This window comes from Streptomyces scopuliridis RB72 (genome assembly GCF_000718095.1).
Classification (GTDB): Bacteria; Actinomycetota; Actinomycetes; order Streptomycetales; family Streptomycetaceae; genus Streptomyces; species Streptomyces scopuliridis.
Genome location: NZ_JOEI01000005.1, coordinates 475,580 through 494,323, shown reverse-complemented (window position 1 = coordinate 494,323; position 18,744 = coordinate 475,580). Strand labels below are relative to the sequence as shown.

Here is an 18,744-nt window from a genome sequence, read left to right as displayed (position 1 = left end):
GCGTGGGCGCGGCGGTGCGCGGCAAGGAATCAGAGAGACAGTCGGGGAGAGCGGGAGGGCGCTGAATCGCGGCGGTGCTGGGACTCTCAGCCCGCCGGACAGATGGCGCTGGACATGCGGCCGAGGTCGACGTGCAGCCGACTCACCAAGGCAATTCCAGCTCGGGACATGACGGAAGCGTGTCACGCAGATCTCTGGGCAGTCCACTGCTATCCATTATGTGGACTCAGTCGTCCCATATCGCGAGACAGTGTGGCGCCCGTCACGGGCCGGGAGGGTTTAGAGCCTGCTCTACGACTCCTCCTCGATCTTGGTGTCGAAGAGCCGGAAGCCCCGGCGCAGATAGTTGTCCATCGCGTGCGGCCCGTCCTTCGAGCAGGTGTGCAGCCAGACCCGCTTGGTCGGCTCCGTCCCCGGCCACCGTTCGGCCAGATCCCAGGCCCTGGCCACCCCGTACGACAGCAGATGGCCGCCGATACGCCGGCCCCGGAAGGCGGGGATCAGCCCGAAGTACACGATCTCGACCGTGGCCCCGTCCTGCGCCGCCAGCTCGATGTATCCCGCCGGGGTGCCCCGCTCGTACGCCACCCACGTCTCCACCCCGGGCGCGGCGATGGTCTCCTGCCACTGCTCCCGCGTCAGCGAGAGCCGGTCTCGCCAGCTCACATCGTCGCCGACGGCCGTGTACAGGAACCGGCTGAACTCCGCCGACGGCACCTCCGCCCGTACGATCCGCACCTCGCCGGGGGGCGCGGCGGCGGGCCGCAGATCGTCGGGCGAGGTCTGTTCCAGGGACCAGGTGGTCACGGAGATGCTCATACCGGCCAGAAAACCACGCCGCCCGAACACACCGGGACGCGACCCCGTGCCGCCCGGCCCCACCGCCGTCCCGGACGCCGTCACGGATTCCTTCATGGATTCCTTCACGGATTCCTTCACGGACAGGGCAGCCGCCGCGCGCCGAGCACCGCCGGGGCAGTCGAGTGCGGCAGCAGATCGGCGGAGTCCTCGGGCCGTACGACCTCCACCTCGACCTCCTCGCTGAAGCGGTAGGGCCGGTGCGCCAGCACACCCGACAGATGGCGCCGCACCCGCGACATCTCGGCCCGTACGGTCACCGTCCTGGTCGGGTCCCCGAAGACATCGCCGGCCAGCTCCGCAGCGCTGCGGCCGGCCCGGTGCACCGCCAGGATGTACAGCAGCTCGGCATGGCGCGGGGTCAGCTCCTGCGCCCAGCTGCCCGCCGACCCGGACACCGCGACCGACCAGCGCCGGGGCCGGCTCAGGTCCAGCACCACCCGGCTCGGCGTCTCGGTGGGCGGACACTCCTCGTCCACCTGTATGAGCCAGCCGCCCGGCAGCGGCTCGACCGAGCACATCCCCAGCGAGGGCTGCCACAGTCGGCCGGCCCGCAGCGTCTTCGGCAGCGGCAGCCGGTCCACCGGCGGCATGCCCGTCACCGCCGCCGTCCAGCCATGAGGGTCGACCGCCAGGGCGCGGCCCCCCAGCCGGCACATGATCGGCGCCGCCACCGAACGCAGCCGCTCCACGGCCCGGCCGTGCCGCTGGCGCAGCTCGCTCTCCGCGAGCCGGGCGACGGAGCTGACCAGCGCCAGCGTCGTCGGATGGAAGCCCTTCGCCGGGCCGCTCACATCGACCACACCCAGCATCCGCCCGTCGCGCGGATCGTGCACCGGCGACGCCGCGCAGGTCCAGGTGTGCAGTTCACTCACGAAATGCTCGGCCGAGTGGACCTGCACCGGCCGGCCCAGGGCCAGCGCCGTACCTATCGCATTGGTCCCCATGGCCCGCTCGGACCAGGCGGCGCCCTCTTCGAGCCTGATGCCGTCCGCCTGCCGCAGCACGGGGACGGCGCCCTCCCGCCACAGCACCCGCCCGTCGTCGTCGGTCACCACCATCACCTGGCGCGAGGAGTGGACGATCTCCCGGAGCGAGCCGCTGAGCGTGTCCATCGCCTCGCTCAGCGCGGAGGCACGTCTGCGCTGCTCCAGCTCGTCCGGCTCCAGCAGCGCACCGCTCGCGGACCGCTCGGGATCCAGCCCGATCCCGAGCATCCGCCGCCAGGACGCCTCGATCACCGGCCGGGGAGCCACCGGCGGCGGCTCACCCGCGAGCGCGGCGTCCCGTACGCGGTGCAGCAGGCGAGTGGCCCGCGCACCGTCCATGGCCATGAGCCGTGCCAGATCGAGCGGCACGTCGTGCAGAGGTGTGTCCTTGTCCTTCAGCGGTACGTCCTTCATCGGGCCCCCGGGTCACCTGCGGTGCTTCGGATGTCCAGCGCACCCGCTTGCAACGGCCTGCAACTCTGGCGGACCACGGGCGAGTGCGTGAAAGTAAAAGCAGGCCAGGGGTGGTGCCGTGTCGGCGCGGCACCACCCCGGTCTGCCGCCGGACAGCGTCTCGGCCCTGTCCGGCGGACCGGCTCAGCCGGCCGGCCGGGCCCGGTCCACGACCGCCGCCAGACCGAGCGTGTGGGGCAGCGTGCCGAAGGCCGTACCCCAGTCCCCGCCCAGCCGTGAGGCACAGAACGCGTCGGCCACCTCCGGCGGCGCCCACCGCACCAGCAGCGAACCCTGGAGCACCAGCGCCAGCCGCTCCACCAGCCGCCGGGCCCGCGCCTCGATACCGGACAGATCGGCCAGTTCGGTCAGCAGCCCCTTGATCGCGCCGTCCAGCCGGTGATCGGCCCCCCGCGCCTCGCCGAGCTCCTGGAGCACGGCGTTCAGCGCCTCGGGCTCGCGCTGGAGGGCCCGCAGCACGTCAAGGGCTTGCACATTCCCCGAGCCCTCCCAGATCGAGTTGAGCGGCGACTCGCGCAGCAGCCGCGGCATGCCCGACTCCTCCACATAGCCGTTGCCGCCCAGGCACTCCAGGGCCTCCGTCGCCACCGGCGTACAGCGCTTGGTCACCCAGTACTTGGCCGCGGGCACCGCGAGCCGCAGAAACGCCCGCTCCCGCTCCGCGCCGTCGCCGCCGTCCTGGACGGTGTCGTACGCGGACGCCAGCCGCAGCGCGAGCGTCGTCGCCGCCTCCGACTCCAGCGCCAGATCCGCCAGTACGTTGCGCATCAGCGGCTTGTCGATCAACTCACCGCCGAACGCGCTGCGATACGTGGCGTGATGCACCGCCTGCGCCACCGACTGCCGCATCAGCGCGGCCGAGCCCACCACACAGTCGAGCCGGGTCGCCGCCACCATCTCGATGATGGTGCGCACCCCGCGGCCCTCCTCACCGACCCGGCGCGCCCACGTCCCGTCGAACTCGACCTCGGCGGACGCGTTGGAGCGGTTGCCCAGCTTGTCCTTGAGCCGCTGGATACGGAACACATTGCGGGTGCCGTCGGCCAGCACGCGCGGTACGAGGAAACAGGTCAGACCGCCGGGCGCCTGCGCCAGGACGAGAAACCCGTCACACATCGGCGCGGAACAGAACCACTTGTGCCCGGTCAGCAGATACTCGCCGGCCGCGTCCAGCGGCACCGCCCGCGTCGTGTTGGCCCGTACGTCGCTGCCGCCCTGCTTCTCCGTCATGGCCATCCCGAAGAGCGCGCCGGCCTTCTCCCCGGCGGGCCGCAGCCCCGGCTCGTACCGGTGGGAGGTCAGCCTCGGCTCCCACTCGGCGGCGAGCGCCGGCTCCGTACGCAGCGCGGGCACCGCGGCGTGCGTCATCGACACCGGACAGCCGTTCCCGGCTTCCACCTGCGTCCAGACGAGGAAACCGGCCGCACGGCGCAGATGGCCACCGGGCCGGCCCCAGGCGTCGGTCAGCCCCGCGCCGACCGAGCGCTCCAGCAGCTGATGCCAGGCCGGATGGAAGTCCACCTCGTCGATCCGGTTCCCGTAACGGTCATGGGTGCGCAGCTTCGGAGGATTCTCATTGGCCAGCGCACCCCACTCCTGCGCCTCGGCGGATCCGGCGGCCCGGCCGAGGGCCGTCAGCTCCGCACGGGTCTCGTCGAGAAGTGCGGGCGCGCTGTGCCGCTCCACGCCCTCGGTCAGGGCACGGTCGGTGCTGAAGACGTCGTACCCCACCAGGGGCGGAACCTGGTTGGTCACTGTGTGGGTGCTGGCTGCCATGCCGATACGGTAAGGAGGTGCAGGCAGCAAAAGAAACACCCGAGCGACCAGCGGGTCGACTCCACCGGGCCCGAGTCCTCTATCGCGACGTATCCAAGCGGAAGATGGCCTGGTTGCTGCTGAAGGACACCGTCAACTCGTGCATCGAGTACCGCATCCTGGGGCTCGCGGCCGAGGCGGCGTTCTTCACCCTCCTCTCGCTGCCGCCGCTGCTGCTCGGGCTCATCGGGCTGCTCGGCTATGTGGACGACTGGACGAACACCACCACCGTCGCCTCCATCGAGCGGAACATCCTCGCGGCGGCCGGCACGGTGCTCTCGCAGCGGGGGGTCGACGAGATCGCCAAACCCCTGCTCGCGGACATCACGCACGGCGGGCGGCCCGATGTCATCTCGCTCGGTTTCGCGATCGCGCTCTGGTCCGGCTCCCGGGCGGTCAATGTCTTCGTCGACACCATCACGGTGATGTACGGGCTCGACGGCCGGCGCGGCATCGTCGCGACCCGGCTGCTCGCCTTCCTGCTCTACATCGTGGCGATCCTGATCGGCGCGGTGGTGCTGCCGCTCGCCGTGGTCGGCCCCGACCGGGTCGTGGAGTTCATCCCCTGGGGCACGGAGGTCGTCAGCGTCCTGTACTGGCCGGTGGTGATCCTGCTCTCCATCGCCTTCCTCACCACGCTGTACCACGTCTCCGTCCCGGCGCGGTCGCGCTGGATCGAGGACGTTCCCGGCGGTCTGGTCGCCCTCGGCATGTGGGTGCTCGGCAGCTTCCTGCTGCGGATCTATCTGACCAGTACGGTCGAGGGCCCCACCATCTACGGATCCCTCGCCGCCCCCATCGCCGTACTGCTCTGGATCGGTGTCTCCGCGTTCGCCGTGCTGGTGGGCGCGGCGGTCAACGCCGCCATCGACCGGGTCTGGCCGTCGGTCGCCACCGCGGCGGCGCGGGCGGCCAATGAACGGCTGCGCGCGGCCCAGGCGGCGGAGCTGGTGGCCCGTACGGTCGCGGTGGAGGGCCCGGAGGGACCGCAGGACGACGATGTGACCGACCCGGACATGCCTTCGGAGTTCCCGGAGCGCTGGTCCCGGTTCCTGCCGCCGGACGATGTCAAGGCGCGGGTGAGGTCGGGGCTGCACGGGGCGCGGGACAACCGCGGCAAGGGGCGTGACGGTCAGGGGAGTTAGCCCGGCCTCTCGGTGTTCTCCGTAGTCTCCGGCGCCGGGGGATCTGTGTGCCCGTCCTCGGCGGTGGTGCCGCCGCCGAGCAGACGGCGCAGCCAGGAAGGCCGGGAGGCGGGCTTGGGCGGCGCGTAGTGGATCAACCGGTACCAGACGACATGGGTGGTGCCGTCCTCGGTCTCCCTGTCGAAGGGGCGGTAGCCCTCGGGCGCGCCGATCCGCCGGTACAGGTCGTCCCGTAGCCCCAGCATCAGGGCGATCTTCCCGAACCCCAGACCGCCGACCTCGCCCAAGGCCGGTGACTTCCCCTCCAGTTCGAGGGCGGTGGCGTCCGGCGGCCCGTGGTGGAGATGGACGGTCAGCACCACGGGCAGTGGGAAGAGCAGGCTCGACATCCCCTCGGTCAGGATCGGCGCGAACGGGTCGACGAGCCGGTCCAGCACCTGGGCCAGGGTGTATTCCGGTCCGGCAGTGACCCGGAGCGTGGTGTCGGGCACCATGACGGTGCCGTGCTCCTCGAAGATGCCCGCGTCGCCGAACGCCTCCCGGCAGGCCTGCCGGAGCCGGGGGAGGAAGAACAGCGTGGCTTCGGCCCGGGTGTCGCGGGGGACGCCGGACAACTCGGCGCCGCCGATGGCGAGGTGGACATCGTCGCCCTGGACGGCCTGGGGCGGAGCCTCCGGTGGCGCGGCGGTCTCGGGCTCGGACGCGGCTTCTCGCGGGGCCTCGGCTTCCGGCGGGCTCGCCGTGCGGGGCTCCGCCAGCGCGTAGCGGGCGGTCTCCAACGACCTCCGCAACGCGTTCAGTTGGTCCCGCTCCCTGTCAGCCCAGGCGCCCTCGATGCCGTCGAGCGGCTCCCCGTACCAGTGCCCGAGAGCCGCCTCGTACAGCCCGGCGGCGCGCCGTGTCTCGCCCGCCTCCTCCGCGCGCAACGCGTCGGCGGCCAGCTGTTCGGCGACGGAAAGGTCCAACTCGGTGTCCAGCCGCAGACGGTAGTTACCTTCGGGGCCCTCCACAGCATGCCCGTCGTCGAGCAGGACGTCGATCAGATCCGCGACGCCGGTTTCGTTCCACAGCGAGAACCCCAGAGCGCGCCACAGCTCGTACTTGGACACCGACTGGCCACGGGCCAGCAGCAGCCTGCTGAGGACGAGTCGTGCCTCGTACGAGGCGGGTGTACGGTCGCGCCCGCTGTGCATCGCCCGCAGCGGCCCCAGTACGCCGTACTGCCAGGTACTGCCCGGTACGCCCGACGACCTCAGCGCGTCGGCGCCGCGCCGGCGGCTCTCGGGGGCGTCGAAGAGGAGGTCCACGATCGCCGACTCCAGCGCGGCGGGCAGATCGGGCCGCAGCTCTCGCGGCGGGCGCCAGGCGTGCGCGGCGCCGAAGGGCTCGGCGCCGGTGGCGAGTTCGTACAGCACACGGCCCAGGGCGTGCAGTTCGTCGTAGGTCTCGTCGTCCGGGAGAGCGGCCCCGAACCCGCGGAGCTTCACCGCGCCGTCCGGCAGCCTGATGATGTTCGTCAGCGACGGCGGCTCCGGCCGGACGCCTCTCTCCCGGGCATAGGAGAGGACGTCGATCACCTGCGCCGCGATGCCGGTGACCTCGGTCACGGGGAGCGGACGGTGTCCGTTCTCCGCCAGCAGCTCGCCGAGGGTGCTCCCCTCCAGGGCCTCGCTGACCAGGTAGACGACGTCGCCGTCCGTGCCGTGCTCACGCACCTTCACGACACCGGGGCGCCGCAGCACGGCGGTGGACTCGTGCTCCGACCGCGCCATCGCCAGGAGGGAATCGCGCGTCGCCCCCGGCCTATCGAAGATCTTGACGGCGACCGTACGGCCCCGGTCCCGCTCCCGGTCCCGGAACCGGTCGTAGGCCCGCCACACCACGCCGTGCGTACCGCGTTCGATGACCTCCACCAGCCGGTACCGGCCGACGAGTACCCGCTCGCCGTTCTCCGGCACGGGCTCCGGCTCAGGTCCCCGGAGCAGCCGTACGCTCTCCCGGCTCACCAGCGCGAACGGCTCGCCCGCCGCCCGGCCGAACCCCGCCGGGCCGTCGCCGGCGAGCAGCGCCCGGAACTCACCGCGCGCCGAGCCCGCGCGCGACTCGATCACGGCCCCCACCCGTTCGAGCAGGTTGACCGTGTGGGCCAGCCCCGTACGCGGCAGCGCGCCGAGCAGCAGTTCGCGCACGCCCGGCCGGAAGTCATAGGAGCCGGCGGGGCCCGGTACGGCCGTGAGCATCCCGCTCAGCACCACCTCCGCCAGATGCTGCGGCTGCGGGCGCTCCTCGATGGCCGCCTGTACGAGCCGCATCACCGGCAAGTGCGGTGGTCCCACCGCCAGATGGGCCGCGAGCCGGACCGCCTGCGGGGAGGCGACCGAGCGGAAGCGCAGCACCAGCTCCCTGGCCGGCACGTTCCGCGGGATCAGTCCGTCCCCCTCCTCCTCAGGGAGCGTCACGGAAGGTCCGTCCGGTGGTCCGTCCGCCAACAGGGCCGCCGCCCCCGGGAATTCGGCGCCGGCCGGGGACGCCACCAGCCCGGCCCAGTGGCCGAGCCACTCCGGCGCCGGTTCGAGCACCGGCACGGGAACGCCCCGCGCCTCGCCGTCGTACGGGGTGAAGCGCAGCGCGGTGTTGGGCGCCCCGGGACCGGCCGCCGTGAACAGTCCGGGCACCGGCGCCGGCGGGGTGTGCCGCCACATCCGCTCCGGCAGCGGCTGGACCACGGCCACCGGCAGTTCACGGGTCCAGCGCCGCAGCGTCCGGTACCACTGCCGTCCCGCGGCCCCCGCCGCTCCCGTCGGTCCCGGCCGCCACTGCGGGCCCATCATGTCGCTGAGGATCAGCACCATCGTCCGCCCGGCCGTCCACTGCCGAGGCGGTACGGAACCGTCCGCGCCGAGCCGTACCAGCTCCACCGTGCGGAACGCGCCCGTCTGCCCGAAGGCCGTGTACAGATCGCGCGCGAGCGGCTGCCACATGGCCATCGTCGGGCCGCAGTCCAGCACCAGCCGCAGATGGAGCCAGCGCTCCGGTGCGGGCCGCAGCTCGGGCAGCCACCGGCCGGGCCGGGCGCCGAGCGAGGCGATACGGTGCGCCGTGCCCGTCTCGTCCAGCTCCCGTTCGCGCGCCGACGGCACGGTCCTGCGCAGTGGACGCAACGCCCGCTGGACCGCGAGCGGATGGGAGATCATCGGCGGGGCGGGGGCGAGCACCTCGGCCCGCGCGTCCGGACCCGGTGGCGGCGGCGCCGGCCCGGTGACGGGGGGTGGCGCCAGGCGGTGCAGGACGACCCGGCCGCCCGGGCTGTGCACGAAGGGGGTGTCTTCGGAGCCTGGGTCCGGCACGGCCCCTCCCGGGGGAGTCCGCAGGGGATCCATGCCCCGAGGAGACGCGTCGTGGGAGATGGTCGCACGCTGGGCGGGACCCCGCTGGGGCGGCCGAGGACCGTCCTCGGGCCCGGCTCCGGCGGCGGCTTCGGGCTCGGCGTCCGGCTCCGGCCCGGGCCGTACATGCGTCGCCAGCCACAGCACCTCGGCCAGCTCCCTGCCCGTCGGCGGGTCGCCGCCCGCCGCTGTCAGCACCTCACGCAGCGCGGCCGGTCCGGAGAGCGCCCGGTCAGAAGTCATCGGGTTCCGGTGTCCGGCTCAGATAGCTCATCAGCCGGTCCGCCAGCTCGTCGCGCGTCGGCGCTTCGAGCCCCGAAGTCCTGGCCAGATAGATGGCGTTGAGCAGCTGGTCCGTCGCCAGCTCGCCACCGCTGCCCCGCTCCAGGAACCGGTGCACCAGCTCCCGTGCCTGCCCGTCCAGCGGGCCCAGATGCGCCTGGACGATGGCCTCCAGATGCGCCGCCTCCGGCTGCTTCAGCTCCAGCGTGACGCAGCGCCGCAGAAACGCCGGCGGGAACTCCCGCTCCCCGTTGCTGGTCAGGACGGTGAACGGGAACGCGCGGCAGCGCACCCGCCCGCGCTCCAGCGCCACCAGCCGGTCCGAGTCGGCGACCAGCACCTCGGCGGTGGAGCGGGTCCGCGCTGCGCGCACCAGCTCGGGGATCTCGTACTGGCCCTCCTCCAGGATGTTCAGCAGATCGTTCGGGAGATCGAGATCGCTCTTGTCGATCTCGTCGATCAGCAGCGCCCGGGGCCGCTCGTACGGCAGCAGCGCCGTGCCCAGCGGGCCCAGCCGCAGATGGTCCTCGATATTCGTGTTCTCCGGATCGCCGCTCTCCGGGCCCCGGCCCGCCGCGTAGAGCCGGGAGAGCGGGTCGTACTGGTAGAGCCCGTCGCCGAGCGCGCTCCGGCTGGTGATGTTCCAGCGCAGTACGGGACCGAGCCTCAACTCCCGTGCCACCGCGTACGCGAGGCTGGACTTGCCGCTGCCCGGAGGGCCCGTGACCAGCAGGGGCCGCCGCAAGTACAGGGCGGCGTTGACGAGTTGGACGCTCTCGTCCGTCGCGCGGTACGCCTGTGCGCGGTGCAACCGGTCCGGTGAGGGGGCCGGGTCGTCCTGGGGCGGCTCGACCACGGGGCCGCCGTTGAAGGCGCGCCAGGGCGGCGGCTCGGGCAACCGCCCGATGCCGTCGTGCGGTTCATCGGCTCCGGTGTAGACCGGCCACAGGGGCATGGGCGTTCTCCAGGTCTCGGCTTCGACACTGCCGGGGCTGCGGGCTCAGCCGACGGGCGACTGACTCAGTGGGGGGACATCGGGGAACCAGCGCGGATCCTCCCAGACGAAGGAGAGATCGGCGGCCCAGTGCGGCTCGGGCCCGTCATGGCCGAAGGCGCTCTTGCGCAGTTCGAAGATCCGCTCGGGCAGATCGCCGGGCGGCAGTACGGAGAGCTGGTCGGCCAGCGCGTTCAGGAACTCGGCGCCCCGGCAGGAGCCGCCGCAGGACGCGCCGCCGGCGCAGCCCGTACGCGGCCACAGCACGATCGGCGCCGGGGCGTCCAGTACCGCCGTGTGCAGCCGGTCGCGCGGACTCTTCGGCGGTCTCGTGAGCCCCACCGGGCCCACCACGTCCTGGAGTTGTACGGTCAGCCACTCGGGCCTGGCGGAGCCCGCGCAGCTGATCCCATGGACGGCCGAGCCCGGCTGCCGGTCGAGCACGTCCCACATCTTCTTCAGCCGGAACTGGAGCCGCTTGCTGCCCCGCCGGTCGTGGTCCATCACCACCACCGGCGCGACACACCCCAGCGGCGTGCTCATCCCCTTGCGCGTGGTCCACTGGTCGACCGGCTTGTTGAGCCAGCGGCGCGGCAGGGCGAACGCGATCAGCTCCCTGCCCTCGGTGTCGATCTCGGCGAACGCGTCATCGATACGGTCCAGTACCCAGGCCCGGACCTCCCGTTCCGCCAGCCGCTGTTCGGCGACCAGCCGCCGTCCTCCGTCGCGGTACGCGGACACCTCGACCAGCAGCGCGCCGCGGTCGGCCCCGCTGCGCTTGATCTCGACGAGGATCGGGGACCAGCGGCGGGTGGCGGGCGGTGTTCCCACGACGGGTCCCGGAGCCACGACAGGCGGCACGGCCGGGGCCGCTGCGTACGGCGCAGTGTTCAAGGCGGTCTGCGCGGCGGCGTGCCCGGCCGCGTACGTCGGCGCCGGTGCGTAGCTCATGAGGCCCACGGCCGCGTGGCTCACGGCGGGCTGCGCCACGGGCGGTGGATCGTGCCGCGCGCGGTGCGCCCGGGACCAGTCGCGCAGCTCCGCTCCGAGCGTCTCGTCGCCGACCAACCCGGCCAGCCGTGCGGTGAGTTCGGCGAGCGGCAGCGCCCCCGGCTCCGGCCGCCCGGCCTCCGACAGCAGATACCAGACCGCCTCCCAGAGGCTGCCAGGCTCACCGGGCGGCGGCTCGACTCCCAGCGGCCCGGCGGCGCCGCGCAGCAGTCTGCCGAGGGCCCCGGCGAGCGCGGGCGAGCCGACGCGGGCCACCAGCTCGCGCAGCCACCGCTTCTCCTCCGCCGGATAGCCGGGGGTGGGGACGAGATCGGCGAGCGGCGCCCAGTGCCGGGCGAGAATCCGTGCCGGGATCATCCGGCTGGTGTGGCTCACCGGATCGTGCGAGACGACCATCCCGGCGACCGTGCCGGTGCCCTCCACCATCACGGCGGCGCCGCTGAACCCGTGGTCGGTCTCCTGCCCGTATCCGCGCCAGCCTCCCAGCTGCGCCCACTCGTCGCGGATCAACTGGCTTGAGATGGCCCGTAATTCGCTCTGCACGCCCTCTTCGCCGTACCCGAACGGGAAGCCGTACGCCACCAGCCTCGGCGCGGGCGAGGCGTACGGCGCGTCGAGCGGGGCGAAGGCCGCGGGGGCGAGGCCCGGCGGCCGGTCCAGCTCCAGGACGGCCAGATCGCCCGGGTCGCGGTCCCCGCCCGCCCAGGCGTGTCCCCGTACGACCACCCGGGCCGGTACGGGGGCGAGCCCCGGCGCGCCGGGGAAGACCACCGAGGCCCGGTCGCCCGCCACCACATGGGCGCATGTGAGCACCGTACGGCCGGAGACGAGGAAGCCGGAGCCCACCGCCCCGTCGGCGTCGATCCTGGCGTGCCAGGCCGGGGAGCGCGTCACCGGCCCGCCGTTCCCGGACTCCCCGCCGCTCCGGAGTCCCCGGTGGAGGCGGACCCACCTGTGGCGGCGGACTCACCGGTGGTGCCCGGATTCCAGGAGAGCTTGACCGTCATATGGCCCTCGGCCGAGGTCTTGGCGATCACCGCCCCGGCCTCCGCCATCAGCTTCACCCCGAACTCCAGCTCCACACCGTCCGGTTTGAGCGAGCCGTCCCGGAACACCGCGAGGGCGGATTCCGCGGCCGAGCGGATCCCCTGGAGCGCCTCGCCGAAGGTATGGCCCGCCTGCGCGAGGGAGTTGCCGCGCGCCACCGGTCTGGCGCCCGGGGTGTCACGGTCGACCTCGACCACGACGGTGGCACCGCTGTCGGTGGTGAACTCCATCAGTGCCGTCATCGTCGCCCCCGCGATCGAAACGCCCCACGTCCTGCCGGACCTGCCGGAGGCCCATTCTGGATCAATGGCCCTGTTCCAGGCGAGGCTTTGGCCTGATCCAGATGCTTTAGCCTGATCCATATGTACGAGGAACGGACATCGCGGCTGGACGGCGCGATGGTCTGGACGCGGACGGTGCGGGCCGACGACGGTTCCCCTCCCTATCCCGTGCTGCCCGACGGCTGTATGGACCTGCTGTGGATCGGCGGCAGACTGCTGGTCGCGGGGCCCGACACCCGCGCGTACGCCCCCGAGGGCATCACCGGGCTGTACTGCGCCGGAGTGCGCTTCGCCCCCGGGACCGCGCCTGCGCTGCTCGGCGTACCGGCGCACGAGCTGCGCGACCGGCGGGTGGGGCTGGCCGATCTGTGGTCCCCGGCCGAGGTGCGCCGGCTCACCGCCCGGCTGGCGGCGGCTCCGGACCCGACGGCCGCCCTGGAGGCCGTCGCGCTGCGCCGGGCCGCCGCGGCGGAGCCGCCGGACCCGCTGCTCCGGGCGGTCGTCGACGCCCTGGAAGCGGGCCGTACGGTCGCCGCCACCGCCGATGCCGTCGGCCTGGGCGCCCGGCAGCTGCACCGCCGCTCGCTGGACGCCTTCGGCTACGGGCCCAAGACCCTCGCCCGGGTCCTACGGCTCCAGCGCGCGCTGACGCTCGTACGGGACGGGGTGCCGTTCGCCGACGCGGCGCTCGCCGCCGGCTGCGCCGACCAGGCGCATCTCGCCCGGGAGACCCGTGAGCTGGCCGGGCTCACTCTCGGTGCCTACGCGGCACTGGCGAACAGCGAGACCCCGCAGCCGTCCGGGTCGACGACCAGCGCGTAACGCTGTCCCCAGACCGCGTCCCAGGGCTTCAGATGCCCGGTGTGCCCGGCCGCGACCAGCGCTTCGTAGGTGGCGTCCACCTCGGCGGGGCCCTCGCAGAGGAACGCGAGTCCGATCCGCTCGCCGCCCTGCGGCCGGGTCCATCCCGGATCGTAGGAGCGGATGGTCTCCTCCGTGTCCCAGAGGATCCGCAGCCCGCTGGGCAGGGTGGCCTCGGCGTGGGCCGCGGTGTCGGCCTCGGCGGGGATGTCCACACCGAGCAGACGGTAGAAGGCGAGCGAGGCGGCCATGTCGGAGACGACCAGGCCGATGGCGTCGAGTCGTGGAGTACGTGGAGCGGTAGTCATGTGTCCACGGTAGGAGCGCGGGCCGGACGGGTCTTGAACGAATCGGACGTGCCGGGATCCGGACGTGCCGGGATCCGTGGCCGTCATGGTTTCGTAAGAGGTCGGGGGCGGTGCGCCGGCCACCGCCCGAGGAGACTGGACGTATGCACACCATCCTGGTCGTCGATGACGATCCGACCGTCGCCGAGGTCGTCACCGGCTATCTGGAACGGGCCGGTTTCTCCGTGGACCGGGCGGCCGACGGCCCCGAGGCGCTGCGGCTCGCCGCCGCCTGCCCGCCCTCCCTGGTGGTGCTCGATCTGATGCTGCCCGGCATGGACGGCCTGGAGGTGTGCCGGCGGCTGCGGGCCGCCGCGCCCGTACCGGTGATCATGCTGACCGCGCGCGGCGACGAGGACGACCGGATCCTCGGGCTGGAGATAGGGGCGGACGACTATGTCACCAAGCCCTTCAGCCCCCGCGAACTGGTCCTCCGCGTCGAGTCCGTCCTGCGCCGCCACGGCGGCGACCAGGGCCGCGCGACGGGGGCCGCGGAGCCCGAGCTACGCCGGGCCGGTATCACCCTCGACCCGGCGGGCCGCCGCGCCACCAAGGACGGCCAGCCGCTCGCTCTCACGCTGCGCGAGTTCGATCTGCTCGCCCATCTCATGCGCCATCCCGGGCTGGCGATCGGCAGGGAGACGCTGATGCACGACGTCTGGGGATGGGAGTTCGGAGATCTGTCGACGGTCACGGTGCATGTACGGCGGCTGCGCGGCAAGATCGAGGACGATCCGGCCAGGCCCCGGCTGATCCGGACGGTCTGGGGCGTCGGCTACCGCTTCGACGACCCGGCTTCCGTCGAGGCCGTACCCGTACCCGTACCCGTACCCGCGCCCGTGCCCGCCCCTGCACCCGCGCCCGTCCCCGCCGACCCGAGCTGAGCGCGCCGTGCGTGACATGGCGCTGATCGCGCTGTTCGCCTTCCTCGGCGCGGGGGCCGCCGGGCTGCTCGGCGCGCTGGTGCTGCGGCTGCTCCGGGACCGCTCGGTCGCCGTCGCCCTGACCGTCGTCGCCGCCGTCACCGTCACCGCGATGCTCGCGGGCACGCTCGTCGTCGCCCGCGCGATGTTCCTGTCCGCCCATGACCTCTCCGTCGTCACCACGGTCGTGGCGATGGCCGCGGTCGTCTCGCTGGCCACCGCGCTGCTGCTGGGGCGCTGGGTGGTCGCCCGCAGCCACGATCTGGCGCTGGCCGCCCGCTCGTTCGGCGACGGCGGCAGCTTCGCCGCGCCCGACGGCGCCTCCACCGCCGAACTCGCCGCGCTGGGACGGGAGCTGGCGGCCACCAGCGCGAAGCTGACCGCCTCCCGGGAGCGCGAACGGGCGCTGGAGACGTCCCGGCGCGAACTGGTCGCCTGGATCTCGCACGATCTGCGTACGCCCCTCGCCGGACTGCGCGCCATGTCCGAGGCGCTGGAGGACGGCGTCGTCCAGGACCCGGACCGCTACTTCCGGCAGATCAGGGCCGAGGTGGAGCGGCTCAACTCGATGGTCGGTGATCTCTTCGAACTGTCCCGTATCCACGCCGGGGCGCTGGCGCTCGCCCCGACCCGGATGTCGGTGTACGACCTGGTCGGCGAGGCGCTCGCGGGCGCCGATCCGCTCGCCAGGGAGCACGGGGTACGGCTCGTCGGCGGCCGGGTGGAGGCCGTACCGGTCGAGGTGGACGGCAAGGAGATGACCCGCGTCCTCGCCAATCTCCTGGTCAACGCCATCCACCGGACCCCGGCGGACGGCACGGTCGCGGTGGCGGCAGAACGGCGCGCGGACTCCGTGGTCCTCTCCGTGACGGACGGCTGCGGCGGTATCCCGGCGGAGGATCTGCCGCGGGTCTTCGACACCGGCTGGCGCGGCACCCAGGCGCGTACCCCGCCCGCGGGCGCGGGCCTCGGGCTGGCGATCGTCCGGGGCATCGTGGAGGCGCACGAGGGGCGGGCCGAGGTGCGCAATGTGACGGGCGGCTGCCGGTTCGAGGTCACGCTGCCCGCGGCGGCCACCGGCTGACACACCGGTACGGCAGGACGAGATGAACGACACGACGGGCCGCGCACCAGGTGCGCGGCCCGTCAGGCAGTCCGAGGGAGGGTGTCGCTTAGAAGACGCTGACGCCGTAGGCGTTGAGGGCCTCGACGACCGGCTGGAAGAACGTGGTGCCGCCGGAGGAGCAGTTGCCACTGCCGCCCGAGGTCAGGCCCAGCGCCGTGCTGCCGGCGAAGAGCGAGCCGCCGCTGTCACCGGGCTCGGCGCAGACGTTGGTCTGGATCATGCCGTAGACGATGTCGCCGCCACCGTAGTTGACGGTCGCGTTGAGGCCGGTGACCGTACCGCTGTGGACACCGGTGGTCGAGCCGCTGCGACGGACGCTCTGTCCGACCGAGGGGTTCGCGGCGGAGGTGATGTCCTGGTACGTGCCGTTGTACAGGTAGACCCGCCCGTCGGCGTTGGCCGAGTTGGAGTGGCGGATGATGCCGTAGTCGTTGGTCGGGAAGCTCGTACCGGCCCTGGTGCCGATGCTCCAGGAGCTGCTGATGTTGGTGCAGTGTCCGGCGGTCAGCGCGTAGTACGTCGAGCCGCTGCGGACGTTGAAGCCGAGGGAACAGCGGCTGCCGCCGGTGGTGATGGCCTCGCCGCCGGCGATCAGCTTGTTGATCTTGCCGGGGGTGTGCTTGATCGTGACGCCGGCGGCGTTGCCCACGGAGTCCTTGATCGTGGCTATCTCCGAGGCCGTGACCGTGCTGTCGACGGTGACGACGACCTTGCCGGAAGCCTTGTCCGTGTACCAGGCCGTACCGGCGACGTCCGCGTCGGCGATGGCGGCGCTGGCGGTGGCGAACTGTGCCGCGGTCGGCTGGGGGGCCGGGGCCGGGGCGGCGACGGCCGACGGGGCCGCAAGCGCGACGGCGGTCACCAGACCGGCGGCGCCGGCGAGGAGCCGGGCTCGTCTGGAAACCGCGCCGAGGGGGGAGAAGCGCTTGAAGGTCACAAAATCCTCCATAGGTGGGGGAACTGCGTGGCCCGTTGGGTGAGCGGGCCGCTGGGGGATGCGATCGTCCACGGCCATTCGGTTTTAGCCGTGGACCTGTCAACCGCACGGTCTGAATCGTTGACTCCGTTTGCTTTTGAAGCAAGGCCGACTTCTGGACCGACGGCGCGGATCGACCGCCGGCGGCCCGAGTACCCCCGAAGTCATGGGGTTGACAACCCTGTTGGCCGGTCTCGCGGACCCGGCCGACGGCGCGTACGTGAGCTGCTGCAAAGCCTGTGCCGACGGCAAAGCACCGGCAAATATCCTTCAAAGCCCACGCCAGGCAGGGATTTTGTGTCCTGACGTCATTCAGCCACGCGAAGATCCGTCACAAACACACATGCTTCACCGAGGGTGCCGGACGCATGACGCAGTGGCTTCAAGTGACCGGGCGGAGAGGGCTGGTCGCTCGGGTCTATGCGCGTCCGCCGCCCGCTTATGTGCCGTACCACCGAATTGCCCTCGTGTTGATCATGGCTGGAATTATTCGGTACGGGCGTGGAACGGGTACGCAACAGCCCGAGACGGGGCGGTGATTCGACCGGCAGGGCGCTCTTGCGTACCTGTGTGACGTGTGCTGCGGGTGGGTCGGCGACGACGGTCGTTCGATCCCTCGGGCGGGCCGGGAGAGTCAGAGGCCGCCGAGGGTCCGTCAGGGGCGGTCGCGGCGTGATCGCGGTCGACCGGTGGTTCCCCTCCTCCAGGCTGTGCCACGCCTGCGGCACCTTGCAGGACAAGAAGCCACTGCACGTCGCGTACGAGCCGTTCCGTCCGCTCAGCCGGAGCCCGAGACCGATCTCCGTGTCATGGGCGAAGCCCGCGCGCGCACCAGGTACCGGCAGCCGCCCTCGCCGTCACGGACCCGCTCGACGGTCTCTGAAGACAGCACGCGGTGCTCGCCGGCGCGCCCCCGCCCGGCCAGGATCCCGTACAGCGCGGCGACTGCGCGGGCCGTACCGTGCCCGTTGGCGGCGGGGATCCCGGCGGCGCGCCACGCGGCCGTGTGGGCCTCGGCGGCGCGCGCGGCCTCCTTCTCCGGCGGCCCGATGGTGAAGTCAATACCGAGCGGCCCGGTCACCTCCCGGTGCGGGAACTCGCCCGGCAGCAAGCACGTGACACGTCTGACGGCCTCGCCGACCAGGAAGCCGTAGGTGACGGCGTGATAGCCGCACCGGGTGCCTGGCTCCCACCAGGGCTCGGTCGCGGCGCACCGGGACGTGGTCAGCTCCCAGTAGGAGAGCTGGTCGATGGAGTGCGGCTCGCGCAGTCCGGCCGGCCCCGCGCGGTGCGCGAGCAGGTGCCGTACGAGCACGGACTCCTTGCCGGCCGCGGCGAACTCGGGCCAGTACGCGGCGACCGGCGCGTCCGGGTCGGGCGGTCCGCGGCCGAAGTTCGCCGACGGCAACCCGTACGGCACCTCGCACATCGACGAGCAGGGCAACAACCCGGTCGGCGAGGAGACCCGTACGGCCGCGCGCGTGCAGGCCGAGCGCGTGGTCCGGGTCACCGGACGCTCAAGGCCGACGCGGCGGTCTGAACCGAGCCCGCTCCGCCCCGCTGACCCCCGATTCACGAGCCGCCCGGCGCCACAGGGCGCCTATCGGCTCCCGCTGCGCGCGACGGCATCAAGTTGCCGGTCCCGAAAGGGGGTAGGAGGGTGAGCCCAAGAGCACCATCCGGCATAAAACGGACCATGAGGAGTGATCCACATGCCACAAGGCTCCAGCCCGAAACGTGAGCGTCAGTACGAACACATCAAGGACAGCGCGCGGAAGCGCGGCGAGAGCACGGCGCGGTCGGAGGAGATCGCCGCACGCACCGTGAACAAGGAACGGGCCCGGGCGGGGGAGTCCCGTACGGCGAGCAAGACGTCGACCCAGGACATGTCGTCCGCCAGGCGTGGCGGGCAGCGCTCGCACAGCGGGGCGGCGGGGCCCACGTACGACCAGCTGTACGCCGAGGCGCAGCGCCGCAACGTTCATGGCCGCTCGTCCATGAACAAGGCCGAGCTGAAGCGCGAACTGGGCCGCTGACCCGCTCGCGAACCGCTTCACCGGCGGCCGGTCACGGTCTGCCGATGCCGTGACGGCGGCGCTCCGTGCGTCCAGGGCCGCGTTCGGCGTGACCGGATCCGTCTCGGCCGCGCGGAGCGCGGCCGGCCGCGCGGCTCCCCCACCTCCCCGAGCGCGGACCTCGTAGACACCGGCGACCGCCGCCCCGCGCCTT

15 protein-coding genes and 2 pseudogenes are annotated in these 18,744 nt (G+C 72.6%); 6 read left to right on the top strand and 11 right to left on the bottom strand.

Annotated elements, in window-relative coordinates; translation table 11 throughout:
* Positions 1–86 precede the first annotated feature (86 nt).
* From IF11_RS42895 to IF11_RS0107585, 4 genes are all read right to left on the bottom strand, one after another.
* Complete coding sequence (locus tag IF11_RS42895; protein ID WP_326614601.1) at positions 87–170, bottom strand: putative leader peptide; 84 nt, start codon at positions 168–170, stop codon at positions 87–89.
* Positions 171–291: 121 nt separating this feature from the next.
* Positions 292–819, bottom strand: coding sequence for a GNAT family N-acetyltransferase (locus IF11_RS0107595; RefSeq protein WP_030350681.1), 528 nt, complete (start codon positions 817–819; stop codon positions 292–294).
* A gap of 116 nt (positions 820–935) precedes the next feature.
* Positions 936–2,261, bottom strand: a complete 1,326-nt coding sequence (locus IF11_RS0107590) for a helix-turn-helix domain-containing protein (protein WP_078490523.1) — start codon at positions 2,259–2,261, stop codon at positions 936–938.
* Positions 2,262–2,444: 183 nt separating this feature from the next.
* Positions 2,445–4,097 carry an acyl-CoA dehydrogenase family protein gene (locus IF11_RS0107585; RefSeq protein ID WP_030350679.1) on the bottom strand — a complete coding sequence of 551 codons (1,653 nt, stop codon included), beginning with the start codon at positions 4,095–4,097 and terminating at the stop codon, positions 2,445–2,447.
* A gap of 17 nt (positions 4,098–4,114) precedes the next feature.
* Here IF11_RS0107585 and IF11_RS0107580 point away from each other — a divergent pair, with 17 nt between their 5' ends.
* A complete protein-coding gene (locus IF11_RS0107580; protein ID WP_078490522.1) occupies positions 4,115–5,281 on the top strand; it encodes a YihY/virulence factor BrkB family protein in 1,167 nt (388 codons plus the stop codon).
* Here the strand turns inward: IF11_RS0107580 and IF11_RS0107575 are convergent.
* The 4 genes from IF11_RS0107575 to IF11_RS36465 are packed head-to-tail and all read right to left on the bottom strand — an operon-like array spanning position 5,278 to position 12,243.
* Positions 5,278–8,910, bottom strand: a complete 3,633-nt coding sequence (locus tag IF11_RS0107575) for an SAV_2336 N-terminal domain-related protein (protein ID WP_051745620.1) — start codon at positions 8,908–8,910, stop codon at positions 5,278–5,280. The two genes, IF11_RS0107580 and IF11_RS0107575, sit on opposite strands and share 4 nt — an antisense overlap.
* Positions 8,900–9,904 (bottom strand): AAA family ATPase, encoded by a 1,005-nt coding sequence (locus tag IF11_RS0107570; RefSeq protein ID WP_030350676.1) that lies wholly within the window; start codon positions 9,902–9,904, stop codon positions 8,900–8,902. Before IF11_RS0107570 ends, IF11_RS0107575 begins: the two co-directional genes overlap by 11 nt.
* A 45-nt stretch (positions 9,905–9,949) precedes the next feature.
* Positions 9,950–11,848, bottom strand: coding sequence for a VMAP-C domain-containing protein (locus IF11_RS0107565; RefSeq protein WP_030350675.1), 1,899 nt, complete (start codon positions 11,846–11,848; stop codon positions 9,950–9,952).
* Positions 11,845–12,243 (bottom strand): CU044_2847 family protein, encoded by a 399-nt coding sequence (locus IF11_RS36465; protein WP_037727150.1) that lies wholly within the window; start codon positions 12,241–12,243, stop codon positions 11,845–11,847. The genes IF11_RS0107565 and IF11_RS36465 overlap by 4 nt, the downstream gene beginning before the upstream one ends.
* 120 nt (positions 12,244–12,363) lie before the next feature.
* Between IF11_RS36465 and IF11_RS0107555 the strand changes: the two genes are divergently transcribed.
* On the top strand, positions 12,364–13,104 hold the full coding sequence (locus IF11_RS0107555; protein WP_030350673.1) for a helix-turn-helix domain-containing protein: 741 nt from the start codon (positions 12,364–12,366) through the stop codon (positions 13,102–13,104).
* Here IF11_RS0107555 and IF11_RS0107550 read toward each other — a convergent pair.
* A complete protein-coding gene (locus IF11_RS0107550; protein WP_030350672.1) occupies positions 13,044–13,451 on the bottom strand; it encodes a VOC family protein in 408 nt (135 codons plus the stop codon). The genes IF11_RS0107555 and IF11_RS0107550 overlap by 61 nt on opposite strands.
* Positions 13,452–13,594: 143 nt before the next feature.
* Here IF11_RS0107550 and IF11_RS0107545 point away from each other — a divergent pair, with 143 nt between their 5' ends.
* Both IF11_RS0107545 and IF11_RS0107540 read left to right on the top strand, forming a co-directional pair.
* Positions 13,595–14,374, top strand: a complete 780-nt coding sequence (locus tag IF11_RS0107545; RefSeq protein WP_106979118.1) for a response regulator transcription factor — start codon at positions 13,595–13,597, stop codon at positions 14,372–14,374.
* Between the two features lie 7 nt (positions 14,375–14,381).
* Complete coding sequence (locus tag IF11_RS0107540; protein WP_030350670.1) at positions 14,382–15,497, top strand: sensor histidine kinase; 1,116 nt, start codon at positions 14,382–14,384, stop codon at positions 15,495–15,497.
* Positions 15,498–15,585: 88 nt separating this feature from the next.
* Here IF11_RS0107540 and IF11_RS0107535 read toward each other — a convergent pair whose 3' ends face one another.
* Both IF11_RS0107535 and IF11_RS41935 read right to left on the bottom strand, forming a co-directional pair.
* Positions 15,586–16,476, bottom strand: a complete 891-nt coding sequence (locus tag IF11_RS0107535) for a S1 family peptidase (protein WP_030350669.1) — start codon at positions 16,474–16,476, stop codon at positions 15,586–15,588.
* A gap of 797 nt (positions 16,477–17,273) precedes the next feature.
* Positions 17,274–17,902: pseudogene (locus IF11_RS41935) on the bottom strand (serine hydrolase domain-containing protein); the annotation flags it as partial.
* Between the two features lie 4 nt (positions 17,903–17,906).
* On the opposite strand from IF11_RS41935, the pseudogene IF11_RS41930 reads away from it, so the two are divergent.
* A pseudogene (locus IF11_RS41930) lies at positions 17,907–18,026 on the top strand (NAD(P)H dehydrogenase); the annotation flags it as partial.
* Positions 18,027–18,227: 201 nt separating this feature from the next.
* A complete protein-coding gene (locus IF11_RS0107525; protein WP_030350668.1) occupies positions 18,228–18,551 on the top strand; it encodes a hypothetical protein in 324 nt (107 codons plus the stop codon).
* Positions 18,552–18,744: the final 193 nt, after the last annotated feature.